The following is a 19823-nucleotide window of genomic DNA, read 5'->3' on the forward strand; positions in this document are numbered from 1 at the left end:
CAACGCTCGCACCCTACGTATTACCGCGGCTGCTGGCACGTAGTTGGCCGGTGCTTCTTCTCCAGGTACCGTCACTTACGCTTCGTCCCTGGTGAAAGAGGTTTACAACCCGAAGGCCGTCATCCCTCACGCGGCGTCGCTGCATCAGGCTTGCGCCCATTGTGCAATATTCCCCACTGCTGCCTCCCGTAGGAGTCTGGGCCGTATCTCAGTCCCAGTGTGGCCGGTCACCCTCTCAGGCCGGCTACCCGTCGTCGCCTTGGTAGGCCATTACCCCACCAACAAGCTGATAGGCCGCGGGCCCATCCCACACCGCAAAAGCTTTCCACCACACACCATGAAGCGCGTGGTCCTATTCGGTATTAGACCCAGTTTCCCAGGCTTATCCCAAAGTGCAGGGCAGATCACCCACGTGTTACTCACCCGTTCGCCACTCGAGTACCCCGAAGGGCCTTTCCGTTCGACTTGCATGTGTTAAGCACGCCGCCAGCGTTCGTCCTGAGCCAGGATCAAACTCTCCAAACAAAAACCCCTCGCAAAACGAGGCAGAATCCAGTTCAGAACAATCTGACCTAAACAAAAGACACCAAAAACTGGCATCAAAAAAACAACCACACCCCACAAACGGGAAAACACGAGGTGCAGTCAAAAAACAACAAACAAAAACCACCAAACACACTATTGAGTTCTCAAACAACACGCCTTTTTCGGGCAACCCCACCAACCTACTATCTCTTGGTCGGGCTGTCAAGCTCTTGCTCTGGGCTTTTTCGGCCCCGCTCGTTCTTGACGTTGAATAGATTAGCGGGCCGATCTTGATTTTACAAAACGCCTGCATATGGCCGGTTTTTGGGCGAAAACGCGTCGCACAGGGGTCCGTCGGAACCGTCAGCGCGACACGCCAATCCCCGTCAACTGACCCGTTCGACCTCCGCGCCCAGACTCACGAGGTTCTCCACGAACAACGGGTACCCGCGATCGATGTGGAAAACGTCGTGAACCTCGGTGTCGCCATCGGCGACCAATCCCGCCAACACCAAGCCGGCGCCGGCGCGAATATCCGATGCCCACACCGGGGCACTCGACAACTGCGGAATTCCGCGGACCACCGCGTGATGTCCGTCGGTCCGGGCGTCGGCGCCCAGGCGGATCATCTCCTCGACGAAGCGGAACCGTGCTTCGAACACGTTCTCGGTGATCATCGAGGTGCCCTCGGCGATGCATGCCAGGCCGATGGCCATCGGTTGCAGGTCGGTCGGGAATCCCGGATACGGCAGCGTCGCGACGTTGACGGCCTTCGGCCGTTCGTACTGCACGACGCGGAAACCGTTGTCGTGCTGGGTGACGGTCGCGCCGGCATCGTGAAGTTTGTGCAGCACCAGCTGCAGGTGTTGCGGGTCCACCCCGGTGACGGCGACATCACCGCGCGTCATCGCCGCGGCAATTCCCCAGGTCGCGGCCACAATCCGGTCACCGATCACCCGGTGCTCGGTCGGATGCAGCTTGTCCACGCCGGTGATGGTCAGCGTCGAGGTCCCGCCCCCACTGACCTTGGCACCCATCTGGTTCAACATGTCGCAGATATCGACGATGTCCGGTTCCCGCGCGGCGTTGTGGATGACCGTCACACCCTCGGCGAGCACGGCCGCCATCAGGATGTTCTCGGTCGCACCCACCGACGGGAACTCGAGCTGGATCTCCGCACCACGCAGGTGGTCTGCCTCGGCGACCACACAGCCGTGCTCGATGTTGCATCGCGCGCCGAGCTGTCGCAGACCGGATTGGTGCATGTCCAGGGGCCGCGAACCGATCGCGTCACCGCCGGGCAGCGCGACCTTCGCCTTCTTGCAGCGCCCCACCAATGGGCCGAGCACACACACCGACGCGCGGAACTGCCGGACCGCGGCGAAGTCCGCGTCGTACTTCGGCTCGTCGGGCGACGTGATTCGGGCAACATCGCCTTCGAGCTCGACGGTCGCCCCGAGACCGCGGAGCACCTCCGCCATCAATGGCACATCCAGGATGTCCGGACAGTTGGTGATCGTGGTCGTGCCCTCGGCCAACAACGCCGCGGCCATCAGCTTGAGCACGCTGTTCTTCGCGCCCCCCACGGCAACTTCGCCGGACAACCGGCTACCCCCGGTCACCACGAAACGCTCGCTCACGCGGCTAAGTGTAAACAGCGGCGAGGGCCGGTGTCAGACAACGAACAGGTCACCGCGGGTACGGTTTCACCCATGGCCGTGCACCTGACCCGCATCTATACCCGGACCGGTGACGATGGGTCGACCGGGCTCAGCGATTTCAGCCGGGTGTCGAAGAATGACGCGCGCCTGGCCGCGTACGCGGACTGTGACGAAGCCAACGCCGCGATCGGGGTCGCGGTCGCCGCGGGCGCCCCGGACGAACGAATCCGCTTGGTACTCCTGCAGATTCAGAACGATCTGTTCGACGCCGGCGCAGATCTGTCGACCCCGGTGGTCGAGAATCCCGAATACCCGCCGCTGCGGATCACCCAGCCGTACATCGACCGGTTGGAAGCCTGGTGTGACGAATTCAACGAGCCGCTGTCGAAGCTCACATCGTTCATCCTGCCCGGTGGCACTCCCCTGTCGGCCTACCTGCACGTGGCCCGAACCGTGGTCCGGCGCGCGGAGCGGGCCGCCTGGCAGGCGATCGAGGAACACGGTGATTCGGTCAGCGTCCTGCCGGCGAAATATCTGAATCGGCTCTCGGATCTGCTGTTCATCCTGTCGCGGGTCGCGAACCCGGATGGCGATGTGCTGTGGCAGCCCGGCGGTGGGACGCCGCAATCCGACAACACCGCAACTCAGTAGGGGAATTCAGACCGCGCGGCGGCGGGACCGCGGCGACGGCCGGGCCTCCAGCCACGACGTGAAAGCCGTCAAAGCCCCACGGTCCAAAGCGATTTCGTAACCGTTGCGCCGTTCGGGACTGTTATCGCGCAGCTCGAGAATGACCGTTTCGATGGTCATGATGTCGAATTCGTCGCCCCGTGGGGCGCGGCGCCCAACAACTTCCAGGCCACGACGGGACAGCGTCCGGTCGGGCCACCAGCGCAGGCTCGACAAACGATAAAAGCCGGCCTCACCACCGCGGTAGCGCATGACTCCATGCCGCCACCCGTGGCCGCCGGCAGCTGGGTAGTCGCGCAGGATGGCGGCAGTACCGCCAACCTGACGCAACTTCCACAGCCGATAACTCAGTGCGGCAACAGCCAGCACCAACACGCCGACGAGCGCGACCATCATCAACATGGACGCGCTCATCGGAGTATCAGTCGAGCTGGCCTACGGCGCGCAGACGCGCCCGGCCCCACGCAGCGGTCGCCTCGTCGTCGGACGCGGCATCGGCCTTGGCCGCATGCGCATCGATCTCCGACTCCAGCGCCGCATCTTCAACCAGAATCCGCACGGTGTCCTCGGTTACCGAGAGGAACCCACCGGACACGGCGATCCGCAGATCATCCTCGCCCTCGCGCTCGACCCGGACCATCGCATCCTCGACCAGCTGGCCGACCAACGGGATGTGCCGGGGCAGGATGCCGATCTCGCCGGCGGTGGTGCGAGTGAAGACGAATGTGGCCTTGCCTGTCCACAGCGCGCGCTCGACGGCGACGATCTCGACGTCCATTTCGGCCATGTCACACCACCTTTCGTGCTCGGGTAACTACGGAGATCACAGCTTGGCGCCGAGGCTTTCGGCCTTCTTCGCCAGGTCGTCGAGACCACCGATGAGGAAGAACGCCTGCTCGGGCAGGTGGTCGAAGTCGCCCTTGGCGAGACGGTCGAACGCCTCGATGGTCTCCTTCAGCGGCACCGTCGAACCCGGCTGGCCGGTGAACTGCTCGGCGGCCATCATGTTCTGGCTCAGGAAGCGCTCGATCTTACGGGCGCGGTACACCAGCACCTTGTCCTCTTCCGACAGTTCGTCGATACCGAGGATGGCGATGATGTCCTGAAGGTCCTTGTAACGCTGCAGGATTCGGATGACTTCCTGAGCAACCCGGTAGTGCTCGTCGCCGACGATGCTGGGGTGCAGGATCGTCGAGGACGACGCCAGCGGGTCCACGGCCGGGAAGATGCCCTTGGAGAACACCGCACGAGAAAGCTCGGTGGTGGCATCCAGGTGGGCGAACGTGGTGGCCGGGGCCGGGTCGGTGTAGTCGTCGGCGGGCACGTACACGGCCTGCATCGAGGTGATCGAACGACCACGGGTCGAGGTGATGCGCTCCTGGAGCTCACCCATCTCGTCGGCCAGCGTCGGCTGGTAACCCACGGCCGAAGGCATACGACCCAGCAGGGTCGAGACCTCGGAACCGGCCTGGGTGAACCGGAAGATGTTGTCGATGAAGAGCAGCACGTCCTGGTTCTGCTCGTCGCGGAAGTACTCGGCCATGGTCAGGGCCGACAGGGCGACGCGCATACGGGTGCCTGGCGGCTCGTCCATCTGGCCGAACACCAGCGCGGTGTCCTTGAGCACGTTGGCGTCCGCGAGCTCGACCCACAGGTCGTTGCCCTCACGGGTGCGCTCACCGACACCGGCGAACACCGAGGTACCACCGAAGTTGCGGGCAATACGGTTGATCATCTCCTGGATCAGAACCGTCTTACCGACACCGGCACCACCGAACAGGGCGATCTTGCCACCGCGCACGTACGGGGTCAGGAGGTCGACGACCTTCAGACCGGTCTCCAGCATCTCGGTGCGGGGCTCCAGGTCGGCGAAGGCCGGCGGCTTGCGGTGGATGGACCAGTGCTCGAACTCCTTGCCGTAACCCGGCTCGTCGAGGCAGTCACCCAGGGCGTTGAACACGTGGCCCTTGACGCCGTCGCCGACGGGCACCGAGATGGAGGCGCCGGTGTCGCGGACGTCGGTGCCACGCACCAGGCCGTCGGTCGGCTGCATCGAGATGCAGCGCACCAGGTTGTCACCGAGGTGCTGGGCGACCTCGAGGGTCAGGGTCTTGGCCAGCGCACCGAAGGTGATGTCGGCGTGCAGAGCGTTGAACAGCTCGGGCACAGAGCCACGCGGGAATTCGATGTCCACCACCGGGCCGGTGATGCGAACCACGCGACCAGTGGTCTTGGTCTCTACGGCAGAAGTCATATCTCTCTTCGCTTCCTACGGGGCCTATTTCGCGTCGGCCAGCGCGTTGGCGCCACCGACGATTTCGCTGATTTCCTGGGTGATCTGGGCCTGGCGCTCGCGGTTCGCGGCGAGGGTCAGGGCCTTGATCAGGTCGTCGGCGTTGTCCGTTGCCGACTTCATGGCGCGTCGACGCGAAGCCGACTCCGAGGCCGCGGCCTCAAGCAGTGCCGCGTAGACACGGGTCGCGATGTAGCGCGGGAGCAACGCGTCGAACAGCACGTCCGCACTCGGCTCGAACGAGTACAGGGTGTGGACCTCGGTCGGCTCTCCCGTGTACTCGACGGCCAGCGGGGCGATCCGCACGGCCTCGGCCGTCTGCGACAGCATCGACCTGAACTCGGTCGACACGATGTGCAGTTCGTCGACGCCCAGGACGCCGTCGGCACCCGGTTCGTCACCCTCGTCGTCCGCACCCGCCATGAACGCCGTCACCAGGGTGTCGGCGATCTCCTTGGCATTGGCGTACTCCGGACGCTCCGAGAAGCCGGTCCAGGACTCGGCGACGGCGCGCTGACGGAAGCTGTAGTACCCCAAGGCCTTTCGGCCGACGACGTACAGCACCGGCTCCTTGCCCTCGTTGCGCAGCAACGTGAACAGTTCCTCGGCCCGACGCAGCACGTTGGCGTTGTAACCGCCGCACAGGCCGCGGTCGGACGACACCACCAGAACCCCGGCACGCCGCGGGTTCTCCCGCTCCACGAGCAGCGGGTGGTCCAGCGCGCTGGCCCCCGCAAGCTCGGTGAGCATGTTGGTGATCTCGGTGGCGTAGGGCCGGGCTGCATCAACCCGGGCCTGCGCCTTGGCGATCCGCGACGTGGCGATCAGCTCCTGCGCCTTCGTGATCTTCTTGATCGACGAGGCGGATTTGATACGTCCGCGTAGCTCGCGCAGTGTGGCTGCCATTGGTTACCTAGGCCTTCTTCGGTGCCGGCTTGTTGACCTTGACCGACTCCTGGCCGAGCTCAGCAGGATCCAGGGCCTCGGCCTCGGCTTCCTTGACAACGACCGAGCTGCCGTCGGAGGCGGCGAAGCCCTTCTTGAACTCGTTGATGACCGAGACCAGCTTCTCCTCGTTCTCCTCGGAGAGCTTCTTGGTCTCCTTGATCCCGGTGAGGATGTCGGCGTGGCTGGCCTTCACGTGCTCCAGCAGTTCGGACGAGAAGCGCGAAACGTCTTCGGCCGGAACCGAATCCAGGTGGCCCTGGGTACCGAGGAAGATCTCGATGACCTGGTCTTCGACGGCCAGCGGGCTGTACTGCGGCTGCTTCAGCAGCTCGACCAGGCGCACACCGCGGTCCAGCTGAGCCTTCGAAGCGGCGTCCAGGTCCGAGGCGAAGGCCGCGAAGGCCTCCAGCTCGCGGTACTGCGACAGGTCCAGACGCAGCGAACCCGCAACTTCCTTCATCGCCTTGATCTGGGCGGCACCACCGACGCGGGACACCGACACACCCACGTTCACGGCCGGGCGGACACCCTGGTTGAACAGGTCGGACTCCAGGAAGCACTGACCGTCGGTGATCGAGATGACGTTGGTCGGGATGAACGCCGAGATGTCGTTGGCCTTGGTCTCGATGACCGGCAGACCCGTCATCGAACCGCCACCGAGCTCGTCGGACAGCTTCGCGCAACGCTCCAGCAGACGCGAGTGCAGGTAGAAGACGTCACCCGGGAACGCCTCGCGGCCCGGCGGGCGACGCAGCAGCAGCGAGATGGCGCGGTAGGCGTCGGCCTGCTTGGACAGGTCGTCGAACACGATCAGGACGTGCTTGCCGTTGTACATCCAGTGCTGACCGATGGCCGAGCCGGTGTACGGGGCCAGCCATTTGAAGCCGGCGGGGTCAGAGGCGGGAGCCGCGACGATGGTCGTGTACTCCATGGCGCCACCCTCTTCCAGCGCGCGCTTCACGCTGGCGATGGTGGTGCCCTTCTGGCCGATCGCGACGTAGACGCAGCGAACCTGCTGCTTCGGGTCGCCGGTCTCCCAGGCCTCGCGCTGGTTCAGGATGGTGTCGACGCAGACGGCGGTCTTGCCGGTCTTGCGGTCACCGATGATCAGCTGACGCTGGCCGCGGCCGATCGGGGTCATGGCGTCGATGGCCTTGATACCGGTCTGCAGCGGCTCGCTGACGCTCTGGCGCTGAACGACGGTCGGGGCCTGCAGCTCGAGGGCACGACGGGTCTCGGCCTTGATCTCGCCCTGGCCGTCGATCGGCTCACCCAGCGGGTTGATGACGCGGCCCAGGAACTCGTCGCCGACCGGCACCGAGAGCACCTCGCCGGTGCGCTTGACCTGCTGGCCCTCTTCGATCTTCTCGAACTCACCCAAGATGACCGCACCGACGCTGTGCTCGTCGAGGTTCAGGGCCACGCCCAGAACACCGCCGGGGAACTCGAGGAGCTCCTGGGTCATGACCGAGGGCAGACCCTCGACGTGTGCGATGCCGTCACCGGCGTCGACGACAGTGCCGATCTCTTCACGATCGGTCGAGGCCGAGAACGTCGTTACGTAGTTCTCGATGGCACCTTCGATATCAGCAGCCGAGATTGTCAACTCTGCCATGGTTTTTGGTCTTCCTAGTCTTGGGTGTTTCGGAGTTAGTCGGGCAGCCGGTTGGAGGCGGCGGCCAGTCGTGACGAGATGGAGCCGTCGATCACCTCGTCGCCGACGGTGATGGTCAGACCACCGAGGAGGCTCGGGTCGACATGCAGCTGGACGGACACCGGGTGACCGTAGATGCGGGTCAGGACCGACGTCAGTCGGGTGCGCTGGGCATCCGACAGGGCCGCGGCCGCTTCGACGTGGGCAACCACCTCGCCGCGGCGGGCGACTGCCAGCTCGGCCAGATCAAGGACGGCCTGGTCGGCACGCTCACCGCGCAGCAGGCTCACGGTCTGCGTCAGCAGCGCCTTGACGGTGCTGTTGACCGAGCCGTTGGCACCGGTGAGGACCTTGTCCAGCAAGGCAACTCGGCCGTCGACCGGGGTGCCGTAGTCACCGAGCAGCGTCGAGAGGCGCGGCTGCGCGTCCAGCACACGGCTGAACCGGAACAGCTGATCCTCGACCTCGGCGACGTCACCGCTGACCTCGGCCCGCTTGATCAGTGCCAGGCGAGCGACGTGCTCGACGGCGTCGACCAGGTCGGACTGCTCCGACCACCGCGAAGACACCGCGGAACGCAGCAGCTCCAGTGCGTTGGCGCCGATCTTGCCGGACAGCACCGCGTCCAGCAGAGCGACCTTGGGGGCCGGGTTGTCGGCGGGCTCGGCCAGGTGCCGGCCGAGGTTGACCTCGGTCAGCAGCAGGCGGGCGACGGCGGCCAGATCATCGGCGAGCGCGGTCAGCGCGGCCGCATCCAGGCCGTTGGCGGTCGCGTCGAACTTCTCGACCAGCGCGGTCAGTGATTCCCGGCTCGCGGCCCGCAGCTTCACCTCGGCGTGGGTACCGACCTCGGCCGAGGACGGGGCCATCTGCTCGAGATCGTCGAGGAAGCGGTCGACGGTGCCGGCCTGCGCGCCGGGCTCGGCGACGTAGCGCCGCACCAGCTCGTCGGCCTTGGCGACGGATTCCGCGCCCAGCTCCTGACGGAGCTCGCGGATGACGCCCTGGCGCATCAGCTCGACGTGCTGGCCGCCCTGCGCCTTGATCCGCTCGGCGTCGATGGCGGCCTGCTCGGTGAGCTGCTCCACGATGCGCTGCGAATCGTGCCGGGCCTCGTCGGTCACCTTGGCCGACTCGGCCTTCGCGTCGGCAAGAGCCTTGGCGTGCATCTTGTCGGCGTCGGCGAGTTTCTGTGCGGCTTCGGCACTTTCGGCCAGCGCGACGCGAACGGCCTCCTGCTGCTTGGCCATCATGCCCTTCACCGGAGGTACCACGTACTTCCAGATGATGGCCACGATGACGGCAAAGCCGATCAGCTGCCCGATGAAGATTTCCATCTACTGGCTCCCGCCTGATTTCACGTCAGCCGCCAACTCGACGCCGAGAATGCGGCTCGCCAGCGTCTGGGACAGGTTGTCGACCGACGACTGCAGTTCGGTCTGTGTGGACTGCCGCTGTGCGGACAGTGCCTGGTCGGCACCCTTGAGGGTTTCGGCCACCTCACCACTCGCCGCTGCACGCGCCTGGTCGACGACCTTGCGGCCCTCGTTGCGGGCCTCGTCACGGATGGCCGAAGCCTCCGTGCGAGCGCTCGCCATCGCCGCGTTGTAGTCCGCCTCTGCGGCGGCCACCTGCTCAGCCGACTTCCGGTTGTCAGCAGCGGTCTTGGCCAGCATTTCCTCGCGTTCGACCAAGACCTTGCTGATCGGTGGCACAACCCACTTGCCGATCACGCCGAGCACGATCAGGAAGATGATCAGCACGACGAAGAAGGTCGCGTTGGGGATCAGGAAGTTCTGACCCCCGCCGCCTTCCGCTGCTGCCTGGCCCGAGGCCAGGATGGTTGCGCTCAATTCACCCATGTCGACGGATTACGACAGGCCCGGGGTGGCGAACACGAAGAGCGCCATGAAGGCCAGGTTGATGAAGTACGCGGCTTCCACCAGACCGACGGTGATGAAGAACGGGGTGAACAGGCGGCCCTGGGCCTCCGGCTGACGGGCGATGCCCGAGATCAGCGCGTTACCGGCGATACCGTCACCGATACCGGCACCGATGGCGCCACCGGCCATGATCAAGCCACCGCCGATGAGGGCGCCCTGGATGATAGTGGCGTTCGTTGCTGCGTCGGCCATTCTCTTTTTCCTCCTTGGTAACTGGTAGCTGCGCTACCAGGGTCTTATTTGTGGTTCCTACAGGTCTTGCGGGTACTCAGTGGTGCTCGTCGAGTTCCATCGACTGGCTGAAGTACAGGATCGTCAGCAGCGCGAAGATGAACGCCTGGATGAGGCCGACGAACAGGTCGAAGGTCTTCCAGATGGCGTTCGGCGCCCACTGCACGTACCACGGGAACATCGCGATCAGCGCGACCAGGATGCCGCCGGCGAACATGTTGCCGAAGAGTCGGAGAGACAGCGAGACCGGCTTGGCGATCTCCTCGACGATGTTGATCGGCGCCAGGACCGCGACGTGGCCCTTCAGCAGCTTCTTGAAGTGGCCGAAGACGCCCCGGCGCCAGATGCCCGCAGCGTGGTAGCAGAGGAACACGAACAGCGCGAGCGCCAACACGTAGTTGATGTCCGAGGCCGGCGGGGCCAGCAGTTCCTTCGCGCCACCGTCTTCCCCACCGAACTGCACCGGCAGGACCGACAGCCAGTTGGAGATCAGGATGAAGGTGAAGATCGTGACGGCCAGCGGGAGCACGAACGGCGCGATCTTCATGCCGATCGCGGTCTCGATCTGCTGGCGCATCTGGATGGTGATGGCCTCGAAGAACAGCTGCACACCGCCCGGCACACCGGTGGAGGTCACCTTGGCCTTCACGAAGAACGCCAGCGCGATGACGATGACCGCGGCCACGCTGGTGGCGATGATCGTGTCGACGTTGAAGGTGTAGCCCCACAGCTCGTGCTGCTCGTGGTGGCCGACCTCGATGGCGGCCTCGGCGGTGAATTGTTGAATCACTTGGGTCGTCAGTCCTTTGCTTCTGATCCGTCGTGTGCTTCTGGTTGGTCGCCGCCGCCACCGTTACGTTGGCCGGCGCGGACCTTCTTCATCACCGGCAATGCGGTGCTCATGACAAGAATCGCCTGGAACAAAGCCACCCCGAACAGCACGCCGATACCGGTTGGCTTGAAGAACCACGTGATCAGCAGGGCGATCACCGAGATGGCGACCAACCGCATGGCGGAGTTGGCGGCCATCTGCATCTTCAGGGGGTGGTCCTTGGCGGTGACCTTGGCAACCGCGCGACGGACCATCATGGCGTTGGCCAGACCGAGCGCCATCCCCAGACCGAAGAAGGCGCCGAACTTCAGATTGCCGCTCACTGCGTAGCCGCCACCGAGTGCGATGGCTGTCACGAGGAGCGAGATAGCAAACAAGCGCACGGGCTGAAAAGCCACTGCCGGCAACACCAAAGGCGCGTCCTGCGCTGGTGTCGTCATGGTGTTCACCTCAATCCCGCGGTCACGAGTGCCGTCCCCATATACCTGGCAATCCTGTGTGCGTGCCCACAGAGCGTATCGAAGGTCACATCGAGCGCGTCGGGCACACTGGAATCACCCAAGGGGAAGCTCCCTTTGTCGGTCGTCATTCGGCGCCGATCGGCTTGTGTGAACCGATGGGCCGGGCCGGCAACCCGCGAGGTTTTTCGGGTTCTGCCAGAACCGTACCACATGGTGAGCACCCGAAAACGGGCACCTACTACTTTTTGTCGTACTCGCCTTCTGGCAGGTCATCGCGCCGCCGCAGGAGCGGAATCAGGGTGAAGATGGCGGCCAGCAGGATGGCCCCGAGCATCACCGCACCGGTGTACCGGGGGTCGAAGAAAATGGTGCTGGCCGCCCCCAGCGCCACGATGCCCACCCATAGGTAGATCAACAACACGACGCGTCGGTGCGAGTGACCGATCTGCAGCAGCCGGTGGTGCAGATGCATCTTGTCGGGACTGAACGGGCTGAGTCCGGCACGGGTGCGGCGCACGATGGCCAGCAGCATGTCGAGGGCCGGTACGAACATCACCGCAACGACCAACAGGAATGGCGACAGCAAAGCAAAAACGTCGCGCGCGCCGTAGGCGTTCTGGGAGATCGGGCCCGCCGCGGTGGTCGACGCCGCCGCCAGCATGAGGCCGATGAGCATGGACCCGGAGTCCCCCATGAAGATGCGGGCCGGGTGGAAGTTGTGTGGCAGGAAGCCCAGGCACGCGCCGGCGAGCACCACGGAGATGACGGCGGGCGGGTAGAACAGCACGTCACCGCCGTGGTCGCGCAGCAGCCCGACCGAGAAGATGCAGATGGCCGACGCGGTGATGAGCCCCAGCCCGGCGGCCAGACCGTCGAGGCCGTCGACGAAGTTCATCGCGTTGACGATCGACACCGTCAGCGCCAGGGTCAGCAGGATCGACGACGCCTGGTCCAGCACGATGGTGCCGACACCGCCGATCGGGATGTACAGCACACTCCACGCGACGCCCATGGTGACCAGGACGCTGGCCGCGGTGATCTGGCCGGCGAACTTCGTCAGGGCGTCCAGGCCCCAGCGATCGTCGATCAGGCCGATCAGCATGATCAGGCCGCCCGCCACCACCACCGCGGGCATACCGGACGAATAGACGAAACCTCGGGTCAGTGCGGGCAATTGGGACGCCAGCAGGACGGCGGCCGCCACCCCGATGTACATGGCCAGCCCGCCCATCCGCGGGACCGGCTGGACGTGGACGTCGCGTTCGCGCGGGTAGGCCACGGCGCCGAACCGGAACGCCAGCGCCCGCACCCAGCCCGTGGCGAAGTAGGTGATGATCGCCGCGGTCAGACCGACCAGCACGAGCTCCCGGAGGGGAACCCCGGTGCCCCGGTCGATCTGCGCGAGCAGCCGGCCTGCGTCGGCAACTACGGTCACGACACCTCGCCGGTCAGGGACTCCGCTTCGACTCCGAGCACTTCGGCGATCTGTGCGAGCGAGATCGGCCCTTCGCGCAGCACCCGCGGCGTCGCGCCGGTCAGGTCGACGATCGTGGACGCGGCCTGCTTGGTCGCCGGTCCCGCGTCCAGGTACACCTCGACCTTGTCGCCCAGCTGTGCCCGCGCCTCGTCGGCGTTGACCGCGGGCGGTTGGCCCGAGATGTTGGCGCTGGACACCGCCATCGGGCCGACCTCACGCAGCAGCTCGATCGCCACCGGGTGCAAGGGCATGCGCAGCATCACGCTGCCGTTGGTGTCACCGAGATCCCACGACAGCGACGGGGCCTGCCGCACGACCAGGCTCAACGCGCCGGGCCAGAACGCCTCGATCAGGTCCCGGGCAGCCGGGGGCACGGCGTAGACGAGCCCGTCGATGGTGCGCCAGGAACCGACGAGCACCGGGACCGGCATGTTGCGGCCCCTCCCCTTCGCGGCCAGCAGCGCCGCGACGGCCTCGCTGTTGAAGGCGTCGGCACCCAGGCCGTAGACGGTGTCGGTGGGCAGCACGACCAGGCGGCCGCCCTTGAGCGCACTGATAGCCGAGGCGATCCCGGTGGCGCGCTTGCCCGCATCACCGCAGTCGAACGTCTCCATCCATCACTCCTCACGCAAGCGTTTCGTCGGTTGCCATGACCCGTTTTACCGTCGGGTCGCGGTGACGAACCGGGGCCGCCCGGTCAGGTCGCGCCGCGCGGTGATGTCACCGAACGTACCGTCGCGGTCCAAGGCGGCCACCACCTGATCGGCTGTGGTGTCGTCGTGTTCGATGCCCAACTTGCCGCCGGGACGCAGCAACCGGGCCGCCAGCGCGATGATCGGCACGATGACGGACATGCCGTCGGGCCCGCCGAACAAGGCGCCGGCCGGGTCGTGGTCGATGACCTCGGGGTCGAGGTCGGCGCCGTCCGGGATGTACGGCGGGTTGGACACCAGCAGGTCCACTGTGCCGGTCCTGTCTGACAGCAGGCTGGGAACGGTGACGTCGGCTTCCAGCACCTCGACGGCGCTGCCGGCGCAGTTGCGCCGGGCATAGACCAACGCCTCCGGTGACTTCTCGACGGCCACGACCTGCGCCTGCGGCCAGGTGTGCGCCAGCGCCAGGGCCAGCGCTCCCGAGCCCGTGCACAGGTCCACGATCACCGGGCTCGGCGGCAACGGCTGGTTCATGGCCCACTCCAGCAGGGCCTCGGTCTCCGGCCGGGGAATGAACACGCCCGGACCGACGTGCACTTCCACCGGACCGAATGCCGCGGTTCCGATCAAGTGCTGCAAGGGAATTCGTTGTGCGCGACGCGCGATGAGGTCGCCATAGCCGGCGAAGAACGTCGGGTCCGGCTCGACGAACAGCAGCCGGGCCCGATCGACTCCGGCGATGTGCGCCGCCAGGGACTCGGCGTCGACGCGGGCGGAATCGATGCCCGCCGCAGCCAACGTCGCGGTGGCCTCGTCGAGCGCCTGCCGGATGCTATTCACCCTCGGCGAGCCGGGCCTGCTTGTCGGCGGCCGCGAGGGCGTCGAGCAGCGCGTCCATGTCGCCGTCGAGCACCTGGTCGAGGTTGTGGGCCTTGAAGTTGATGCGGTGGTCGGCGATCCGGTTCTCCGGGAAGTTGTAGGTCCGGATGCGCTCGCTGCGGTCGACGGTGCGGATCTGGCTGGCGCGGTCCGCGGAGGCGTCGGACGCGGCCTGCTCTTCGGCCAGCGCCTGCAGACGCGCGGCGAGCACCACCATGGCGCGGGCCTTGTTCTGCAGCTGCGAGCGTTCGTTCTGGCAGGTGACGACGATGCCGGTGGGCAGGTGCGTGATGCGCACCGCCGAGTCGGTGGTGTTGACGCCCTGACCGCCCTTGCCGGACGAACGGTAGACATCGATCCGCAGGTCCGATTCGTCGATCTGCACCTGCTCGACGTCTTCGGGCTCTGGGTAGACGAGGACGCCGGCGGCCGAGGTGTGCACGCGGCCCTGCGATTCGGTGACGGGCACGCGCTGCACGCGGTGCACGCCGCCCTCGAACTTCATGCGCGACCACACGCCGTCGGCCGAATCGCCCTTGCTGGCGATGGTGATGGTGGCGTCCTTGTAGCCGCCGAGGTCCGACCAGGTCTCGTCGAGCACGGTGACGGTCCAACCGTGGCGCTCGGCGTACCGGATGTACATGCGCGCGAGGTCGGCGGCGAACAGCGCCGATTCCTCGCCGCCTTCCCCGGACTTCACCTCGAGGACGACGTCGTCGGCGTCGTGCGGGTCGCGCGGGGCCAGCAGGTCGGTCAGCTTGGCGTCGAGCTCGGCGACGCGGGCCTCCAACTCGGGAACCTCCGCGGCGAACGCGGCATCCTCGGCGGCCAGCTCGCGGGCCGCCTCGAGGTCACCCCGGGCGGCCTCGAGCTTGCGGTAGGTGACGACGATCGGCGACACCTGCGCGAACCGGCGACCGACCTTGCGGGCGGCGCCGGCGTCGGCGTGCAGGTTCGGGTCCCCCAGCTGCCGCTCGAGATCGGCGTGCTCGGCCAGCAGTGCCTCGATGCGGGGCGCGGTATCGGTCTGTGCCACTTTCGGACTCCTGCGGTTGTTCTGGGGTGCCGGATGCTGGATACGAAAACGGCGCCCGGACCTGACGCGAATGCGACAGATCGGGCGCCGTTGACGAAGCTAGCTCTCGGACGCGGCCTTCGAGCCGGCGTTGCGCTTGCCGTACCGCTTCTCGAAGCGAGCCACGCGGCCGCCGGTGTCGAGAAGCTTCTGCTTGCCCGTGTAGAACGGGTGGCACTGCGAGCACACCTCGACCACGATGTGGCCGCTTTCCTTGGTGCTACGAGTCTGGAAGCTGTTGCCGCAACCGCAGACCACGGTGGTCTCGACGTATGCGGGGTGAATACCCGATTTCATTTCATGGTCCTCTGTGATCGATGGCGCCGGGTCGCCCGAGAATTCGGACGTGAACCGGAGCCGAGGGGGTTCGGCGGTCGATTATGCCAGGTCAGCCGCCAAGGTCCTAAACGCGTTCGGGCCGGCGACTATTCCGCGGCACCGCACTGCCCCAGCTCGGCGAGGCGACGCTCCAGAAATCGTCGCTCCGGTTCGGTCGTCGCCAATGCCAGCGCGCGCTCGAAGGCGGTCCGCGCCTCTCCGGTGCGGCCCAAGCGACGCAGCAATTCCGCCCGGGTTGACGGCAGATAGCGATAATCGCCCAGGTCAAGGGCATCGATGAGCTCCAGCGCCCGGGCGGGATCGCCGGCCTCGGCGACAGCCACCGCCTGATTGAGCGCCACCACCGGCGATCCGGTGAGCGCTTCGAGCCGCTCGTACAGGACCACGACCTCGGGCCAGTCGATCTCCTCGTCGGCCTGCAGCGAGGCGATGGCGGCCTGCAGGACGTACGGCCCGGCGGCCAGCCGCAGGGCCAGTGCGCGGTCCAGCGCGGCCCGCCCGGCGTCAACCTTGGCCTGGTCGTAGCGCGTGCGGTCCTGCTCGGCGAGCGGCACCACCCGGCCGTCGACCACGCGGGCCGCGCGGCGCGAATCGTGCAGCAGCATCAAGGCCAGCAACCCGTAGGCCTCGGGCTCGTCGGCCAAGAGGTCGGCGAGGAGACGGCCGAGGCGGATCGCTTCGGCGGCGAGATCATCGCGCTCGGTGAAGCCCTGGTTGAAGATCAGGTAGATCACCGCCAGCACCGTCGCCACGCGGTCGGGCAGCAACCGGTCGGCCGGCAGGGCAAACGGGATGTTCGTCGCCTTGATCTTGGCCTTGGCGCGGGACAGGCGACGCTTCATGGTGTCCTCGGAGACCAGGAAAGCCCGCCCGATCTCGGCAGTGGTCAGCCCGCCGAGGGCCCGCAGCGTCAGCGCCACCTGGGCGTCGCGCGCCAGGGCCGGATGGCAGCACATGAAGATCAGCTGCAGTCGGTCGTCGCCGATGGTGCTGTCATCGAGGTCGAAGTCGTCCATGGTGATTGCCTGTTGATCGGCGTGGAGCAGCCGGGTTTTGGCGCGCAGCGTCTGCTCGCGGCGCAACCGGTCGATCGCCACGTTGCGGCCGGTCCGCACCAGCCAGGCCACCGGCGCATCGGACACACCGTCGCGGGCCCACCGCTCGGCAGCGCGGACGAATGCCTCCTGCGCGGCATCCTCGGCGAGTTCGAAATCGCCGAGGATGCCGATGAGCGCGGCCAGGACCCGGCCCCACTCCCGCTGGAAGATCGCCTCGATCAGTGGGCACCCTCAAATGGGGTCTCGAAGAGCGGCCGCACCTCGACGCCGCCACCGAGTCGCACGGCCGGGATCCGCTGGGCGAATTTGATGGCCTCGTCGAGATTCTCGGCGTCGATGACGAAATAGCCGGCGAACACCTCTTTGGTGTCGGCGAAGGGACCGTCGGTGATCAGGTCGGCCCGAACCGATGTCGCGGTTTCGACGGGCTGCAGGTGGCCGCCACCGACGCACTGCGGGTCCTGACGAAGCGCCGCGTACTCGGCCGTCAGGGCCGCGTGCTCTTCCTCGGTGATGTCGGTGTCGTGGCTGCCCGGCTTGATGTAGATCAGCGTTGCGTATTTCATCGGTGTCTCCTTTTGGGTTGATCGTCCAACAGCAGTGAGACGAACGGGGACCCAATGTGGGGACACGATCGCCGAAATCAGTTTTCGGCGAGTGGCGCGTACTCCGTGCCGTCGCGTTTCCACAGCACCCGGCAGGCCGGATCGGTGCCCAACGCAACCAGTTCCCGCTTGAGAATCTTGTTGGTCGCGGTGCTGGGCAGGTCGTCGGCGATCCAGACGTACCGCGGCCAGGACTTCGGGGACAGGTCCGGCTGCGCGGCCAGGAATTCCGCGAACGCCGTCGGGTCGAGGGCCTGGCCGTCGCGCAGCACCATGGCGGCCATCACCTGGTCGCCGACGAACTCGTCGGGCACCGGGTAGACCGCGACGCGGCTGATCACCGGGTGCCGCAACAGGATTCGTTCGATGGGCGCCGCCGTGATGTTCTCTCCGTCCACGCGCATCCAGTCGGCGGTGCGGCCCGCGAGGTAGATCCAGCCGTCGGCGTCGCGGTAGGCCAGGTCCCCCGACCAGTACATGCCGTGCCGCAGCCGTTCGTCCGTCGCACCCTGGTCGTTGTGGTAGCCGCGGAACATGCCGCTGCCGTTGGTGTTCACCAGCTCGCCGGTGGCCGCCTCGGCATTGATCAGCGCGCCGGTCTCGTCGAAGCGGGCCACCTCGCACTCCTGGACGGTCTCCGGGTCGTAGACGGCGACGCCCGGGAAACCCTTGCCGACGCTGCCGGCCGGGGTCCCCTCGGAACGGGTGATGATGATCGCGAGCTCGGTCGAACCGAAGCCGTCCCACACGCTGCAGCCGAAGCGGCGGCTGAACTCGTCGATGTCGCGGTCGGCGGCCTCGTTGCCGAACGCCACCCGCAGCGGGTTGTCGCGGTCGTCGGGCTGCTCGGCGGTGGCCAGGATGTAGGCCAGCGGCTTACCGACGTAGTTCATGTAGGTCGCGCCGTAGCGGCGGATATCCGGGAGGAAACCCGACGCGGAGAACTGCGCGGGCGCCATCGCCGCGCCGGCACCGAGCGCGACGCCCCAGCCGGCGTAGACGCCGTTGGAGTGGAACAGCGGCATCGCCAGATAACAGGTGTCCTTCTCGGTCAGCTCGTAGCGCTGCACGAGTGCCGCCGCGGAGAACAGCACGATGGAGTGCGCCACCTCGACGGCCTTGGGCTCACCGCTGGTGCCGGAGGTGAAGATCATCATGAAGGTGTCGTCGGGCCCGACTTCACGATGCGGGGTCAGATCCTGCTGCGGCCACTCGGTCGCGGTGACGTCGACGATGGTGACGCCGGGCAGGCTGAGGCCGTCGAGCAGGTCGCGGTGCTGGGCGTCGACGAGCACGATCTGGCATTCGACGCGGGCGATGTCGCGGGCGAGCGCCGCACCGCGACGGGTGTTGTTGATGCCGCACAGCACGTAGCCGCCCAGGGCCGCGGCAGCCAGCGCCGTGAGCATGTCCGGGGTGTTGCCCAGCAGCGTGCCCACGTGCAGCGGCCGCATCGGGTCGGCCTGGCCGATCAGGGCGGCGGCCTGCGCCCGGGCTCCGGCGACGTACTCTCGCCAGGTCAAGGTCGCCTCGCCGTACTTGACGGCGACGGTGTCCTGGTCGGCGCGTTCGCGAAGCAACTGCTGAAGGGTGTCCGCCATGTGGGCTCCCGGGGCATGGGCGATCACGAGAACCACCCGAGTGAACAGATTCCTGGAAGTGTCTACCATGCTTGACGGGTAGCGCACTAGCGTCAGCGCCCTGGCAGAATCGTCGTTCGCCCGGTTGACATGTGAGGAGACATCCCGGTGGCAAGCCCAGAATCCCCGAAGAGCGTGCGTGATCGACTGATCGACGCCGCCGAAGAGTGCATGCGCGCCAAGGGAATTCGCGCCACGACGGTATCCGAGGTCGCCGAGGCCGCCGGCGTCTCCCGCGGCTGGCTGTACCGGCACTTCCCGGACAAGGTGACGCTGCTGGGCGCCGCGATCGTCCGGCTCAACAACGCCTACTGGAGCGACGCGCACGCCATGCTGGCGTCGATCGAAGGCCTGGACAACCAGATCGTCACCGGAATCCAGCACGGCCGCACCGCCTATGACGATCCCGGGGCCCTGCTGATGAAGCTGCGCGTCGAGGAGCCCGACGAGTTCGCCGCCTGCGCCGGCGCCGGCGTGCAGGGCCTGGTGCCCGACCTCGCCGATTTCTGGTCGCGCTACCTCGTCGCCGCCCGCGACAACGGCGAGATCCACCCCGACACCGACATCGACGATGCCGCCGAGTGGATCGCCCGCGTCATCCTGTCGCTGGCCACGATGCCCGGGCAGCGGCTGGACGCCAACAACGCCGACGAACTGCTCGCGCACGTGCGCCGCTACGTGATGCCGGGACTGAAGGCCCAGCCGTAAACCAGCCGGCGAACTGGTTGTCGGCGCGGACTTCGGCTTTCCCAAGCGCGAAACCAACCGCATGGCGGCTTTCGGCCAAGTTTCCCGCCACCCGGTTGGTTTCGTGTTCCACTCAAAATGTCGAAGCCCCCAAATCGGCTGATTTGGGGGC

The 19823-nt window shown here is 66.5% G+C and carries 21 protein-coding genes and 1 rRNA gene; 2 read left to right on the forward strand and 20 right to left on the reverse strand.

The window, feature by feature from the left end; translation table 11 throughout:
- Both ACJH6J_RS17585 and murA read right to left on the reverse strand, forming a co-directional pair.
- A 16S ribosomal RNA gene (locus tag ACJH6J_RS17585) occupies positions 1-525 on the reverse strand; the annotation flags it as partial.
- A 386-nt stretch (positions 526-911) separates the two neighbouring features.
- Positions 912-2165: a UDP-N-acetylglucosamine 1-carboxyvinyltransferase gene (murA, locus tag ACJH6J_RS17590; protein ID WP_060998843.1), complete on the reverse strand. Its 1254-nt coding sequence runs from the start codon at positions 2163-2165 to the stop codon at positions 912-914.
- Between the two features lie 72 nt (positions 2166-2237).
- On the opposite strand from murA, the gene ACJH6J_RS17595 reads away from it, so the two are divergent.
- Positions 2238-2837 carry a cob(I)yrinic acid a,c-diamide adenosyltransferase gene (locus ACJH6J_RS17595; protein ID WP_406804288.1) on the forward strand — a complete coding sequence of 200 codons (600 nt, stop codon included), beginning with the start codon at positions 2238-2240 and terminating at the stop codon, positions 2835-2837.
- A gap of 6 nt (positions 2838-2843) precedes the next feature.
- Here the strand turns inward: ACJH6J_RS17595 and ACJH6J_RS17600 are convergent, their stop codons facing one another.
- The 18 genes from ACJH6J_RS17600 to fadD1 form a co-directional block, all read right to left on the reverse strand.
- On the reverse strand, positions 2844-3290 hold the full coding sequence (locus ACJH6J_RS17600; protein WP_212812495.1) for a DUF2550 domain-containing protein: 447 nt from the start codon (positions 3288-3290) through the stop codon (positions 2844-2846).
- A 7-nt stretch (positions 3291-3297) separates the two neighbouring features.
- Positions 3298-3663: a F0F1 ATP synthase subunit epsilon gene (locus ACJH6J_RS17605; RefSeq protein ID WP_020104136.1), complete on the reverse strand. Its 366-nt coding sequence runs from the start codon at positions 3661-3663 to the stop codon at positions 3298-3300.
- Positions 3664-3699: 36 nt separating this feature from the next.
- A complete protein-coding gene (atpD, locus tag ACJH6J_RS17610; protein ID WP_029105840.1) occupies positions 3700-5130 on the reverse strand; it encodes a F0F1 ATP synthase subunit beta in 1431 nt (476 codons plus the stop codon).
- Positions 5131-5154: 24 nt separating this feature from the next.
- Entirely contained in the window at positions 5155-6075 is a 921-nt protein-coding gene (locus ACJH6J_RS17615; protein WP_318986524.1) for a F0F1 ATP synthase subunit gamma, read from the reverse strand.
- A gap of 7 nt (positions 6076-6082) precedes the next feature.
- A complete protein-coding gene (gene atpA, locus ACJH6J_RS17620) occupies positions 6083-7732 on the reverse strand; it encodes a F0F1 ATP synthase subunit alpha (protein WP_212812497.1) in 1650 nt (549 codons plus the stop codon).
- Positions 7733-7767: 35 nt separating this feature from the next.
- Complete coding sequence (locus ACJH6J_RS17625; RefSeq protein ID WP_212812498.1) at positions 7768-9108, reverse strand: F0F1 ATP synthase subunit B/delta; 1341 nt, start codon at positions 9106-9108, stop codon at positions 7768-7770.
- Entirely contained in the window at positions 9109-9633 is a 525-nt protein-coding gene (locus ACJH6J_RS17630; protein WP_212812499.1) for a F0F1 ATP synthase subunit B, read from the reverse strand.
- Between the two features lie 9 nt (positions 9634-9642).
- Complete coding sequence (locus tag ACJH6J_RS17635; RefSeq protein WP_020104130.1) at positions 9643-9906, reverse strand: F0F1 ATP synthase subunit C; 264 nt, start codon at positions 9904-9906, stop codon at positions 9643-9645.
- Between the two features lie 76 nt (positions 9907-9982).
- Positions 9983-10735 (reverse strand): F0F1 ATP synthase subunit A, encoded by a 753-nt coding sequence (gene atpB / locus ACJH6J_RS17640; RefSeq protein ID WP_174814043.1) that lies wholly within the window; start codon positions 10733-10735, stop codon positions 9983-9985.
- Positions 10736-10743: 8 nt separating this feature from the next.
- Positions 10744-11217, reverse strand: coding sequence for a hypothetical protein (locus ACJH6J_RS17645; RefSeq protein ID WP_029105839.1), 474 nt, complete (start codon positions 11215-11217; stop codon positions 10744-10746).
- 259 nt (positions 11218-11476) lie between these two features.
- Complete coding sequence (locus tag ACJH6J_RS17650) at positions 11477-12673, reverse strand: glycosyltransferase family 4 protein (protein ID WP_043397025.1); 1197 nt, start codon at positions 12671-12673, stop codon at positions 11477-11479.
- Positions 12670-13329 carry an L-threonylcarbamoyladenylate synthase gene (locus tag ACJH6J_RS17655; RefSeq protein ID WP_406804289.1) on the reverse strand — a complete coding sequence of 220 codons (660 nt, stop codon included), beginning with the start codon at positions 13327-13329 and terminating at the stop codon, positions 12670-12672. The genes ACJH6J_RS17650 and ACJH6J_RS17655 overlap by 4 nt, the downstream gene beginning before the upstream one ends.
- 45 nt (positions 13330-13374) lie before the next feature.
- Positions 13375-14208: a peptide chain release factor N(5)-glutamine methyltransferase gene (gene prmC / locus ACJH6J_RS17660; RefSeq protein WP_406804290.1), complete on the reverse strand. Its 834-nt coding sequence runs from the start codon at positions 14206-14208 to the stop codon at positions 13375-13377.
- Entirely contained in the window at positions 14201-15283 is a 1083-nt protein-coding gene (prfA, locus tag ACJH6J_RS17665; protein ID WP_346416889.1) for a peptide chain release factor 1, read from the reverse strand. Before prfA ends, prmC begins: the two co-directional genes overlap by 8 nt.
- Before the next feature lie 99 nt (positions 15284-15382).
- Positions 15383-15619, reverse strand: a complete 237-nt coding sequence (gene rpmE / locus ACJH6J_RS17670; protein ID WP_212812502.1) for a 50S ribosomal protein L31 — start codon at positions 15617-15619, stop codon at positions 15383-15385.
- Positions 15620-15747: 128 nt separating this feature from the next.
- Positions 15748-16941: an RNA polymerase sigma factor gene (locus ACJH6J_RS17675; RefSeq protein ID WP_406804309.1), complete on the reverse strand. Its 1194-nt coding sequence runs from the start codon at positions 16939-16941 to the stop codon at positions 15748-15750.
- On the reverse strand, positions 16938-17285 hold the full coding sequence (locus ACJH6J_RS17680) for a YciI family protein (protein WP_346416890.1): 348 nt from the start codon (positions 17283-17285) through the stop codon (positions 16938-16940). Before ACJH6J_RS17680 ends, ACJH6J_RS17675 begins: the two co-directional genes overlap by 4 nt.
- A 77-nt stretch (positions 17286-17362) precedes the next feature.
- Positions 17363-18925, reverse strand: a complete 1563-nt coding sequence (fadD1, locus tag ACJH6J_RS17685) for a fatty-acid--CoA ligase FadD1 (RefSeq protein WP_212812504.1) — start codon at positions 18923-18925, stop codon at positions 17363-17365.
- 147 nt (positions 18926-19072) lie between these two features.
- Here fadD1 and ACJH6J_RS17690 point away from each other — a divergent pair, with 147 nt between their 5' ends.
- Complete coding sequence (locus ACJH6J_RS17690) at positions 19073-19672, forward strand: TetR/AcrR family transcriptional regulator (protein WP_212812505.1); 600 nt, start codon at positions 19073-19075, stop codon at positions 19670-19672.
- The last annotated feature ends 151 nt before the right edge of the window (positions 19673-19823 follow it).

Origin of the sequence: Mycobacterium sp. SMC-18, from assembly GCF_045310895.1 — a bacterium.
Classification (GTDB): Bacteria; Actinomycetota; Actinomycetes; order Mycobacteriales; family Mycobacteriaceae; genus Mycobacterium.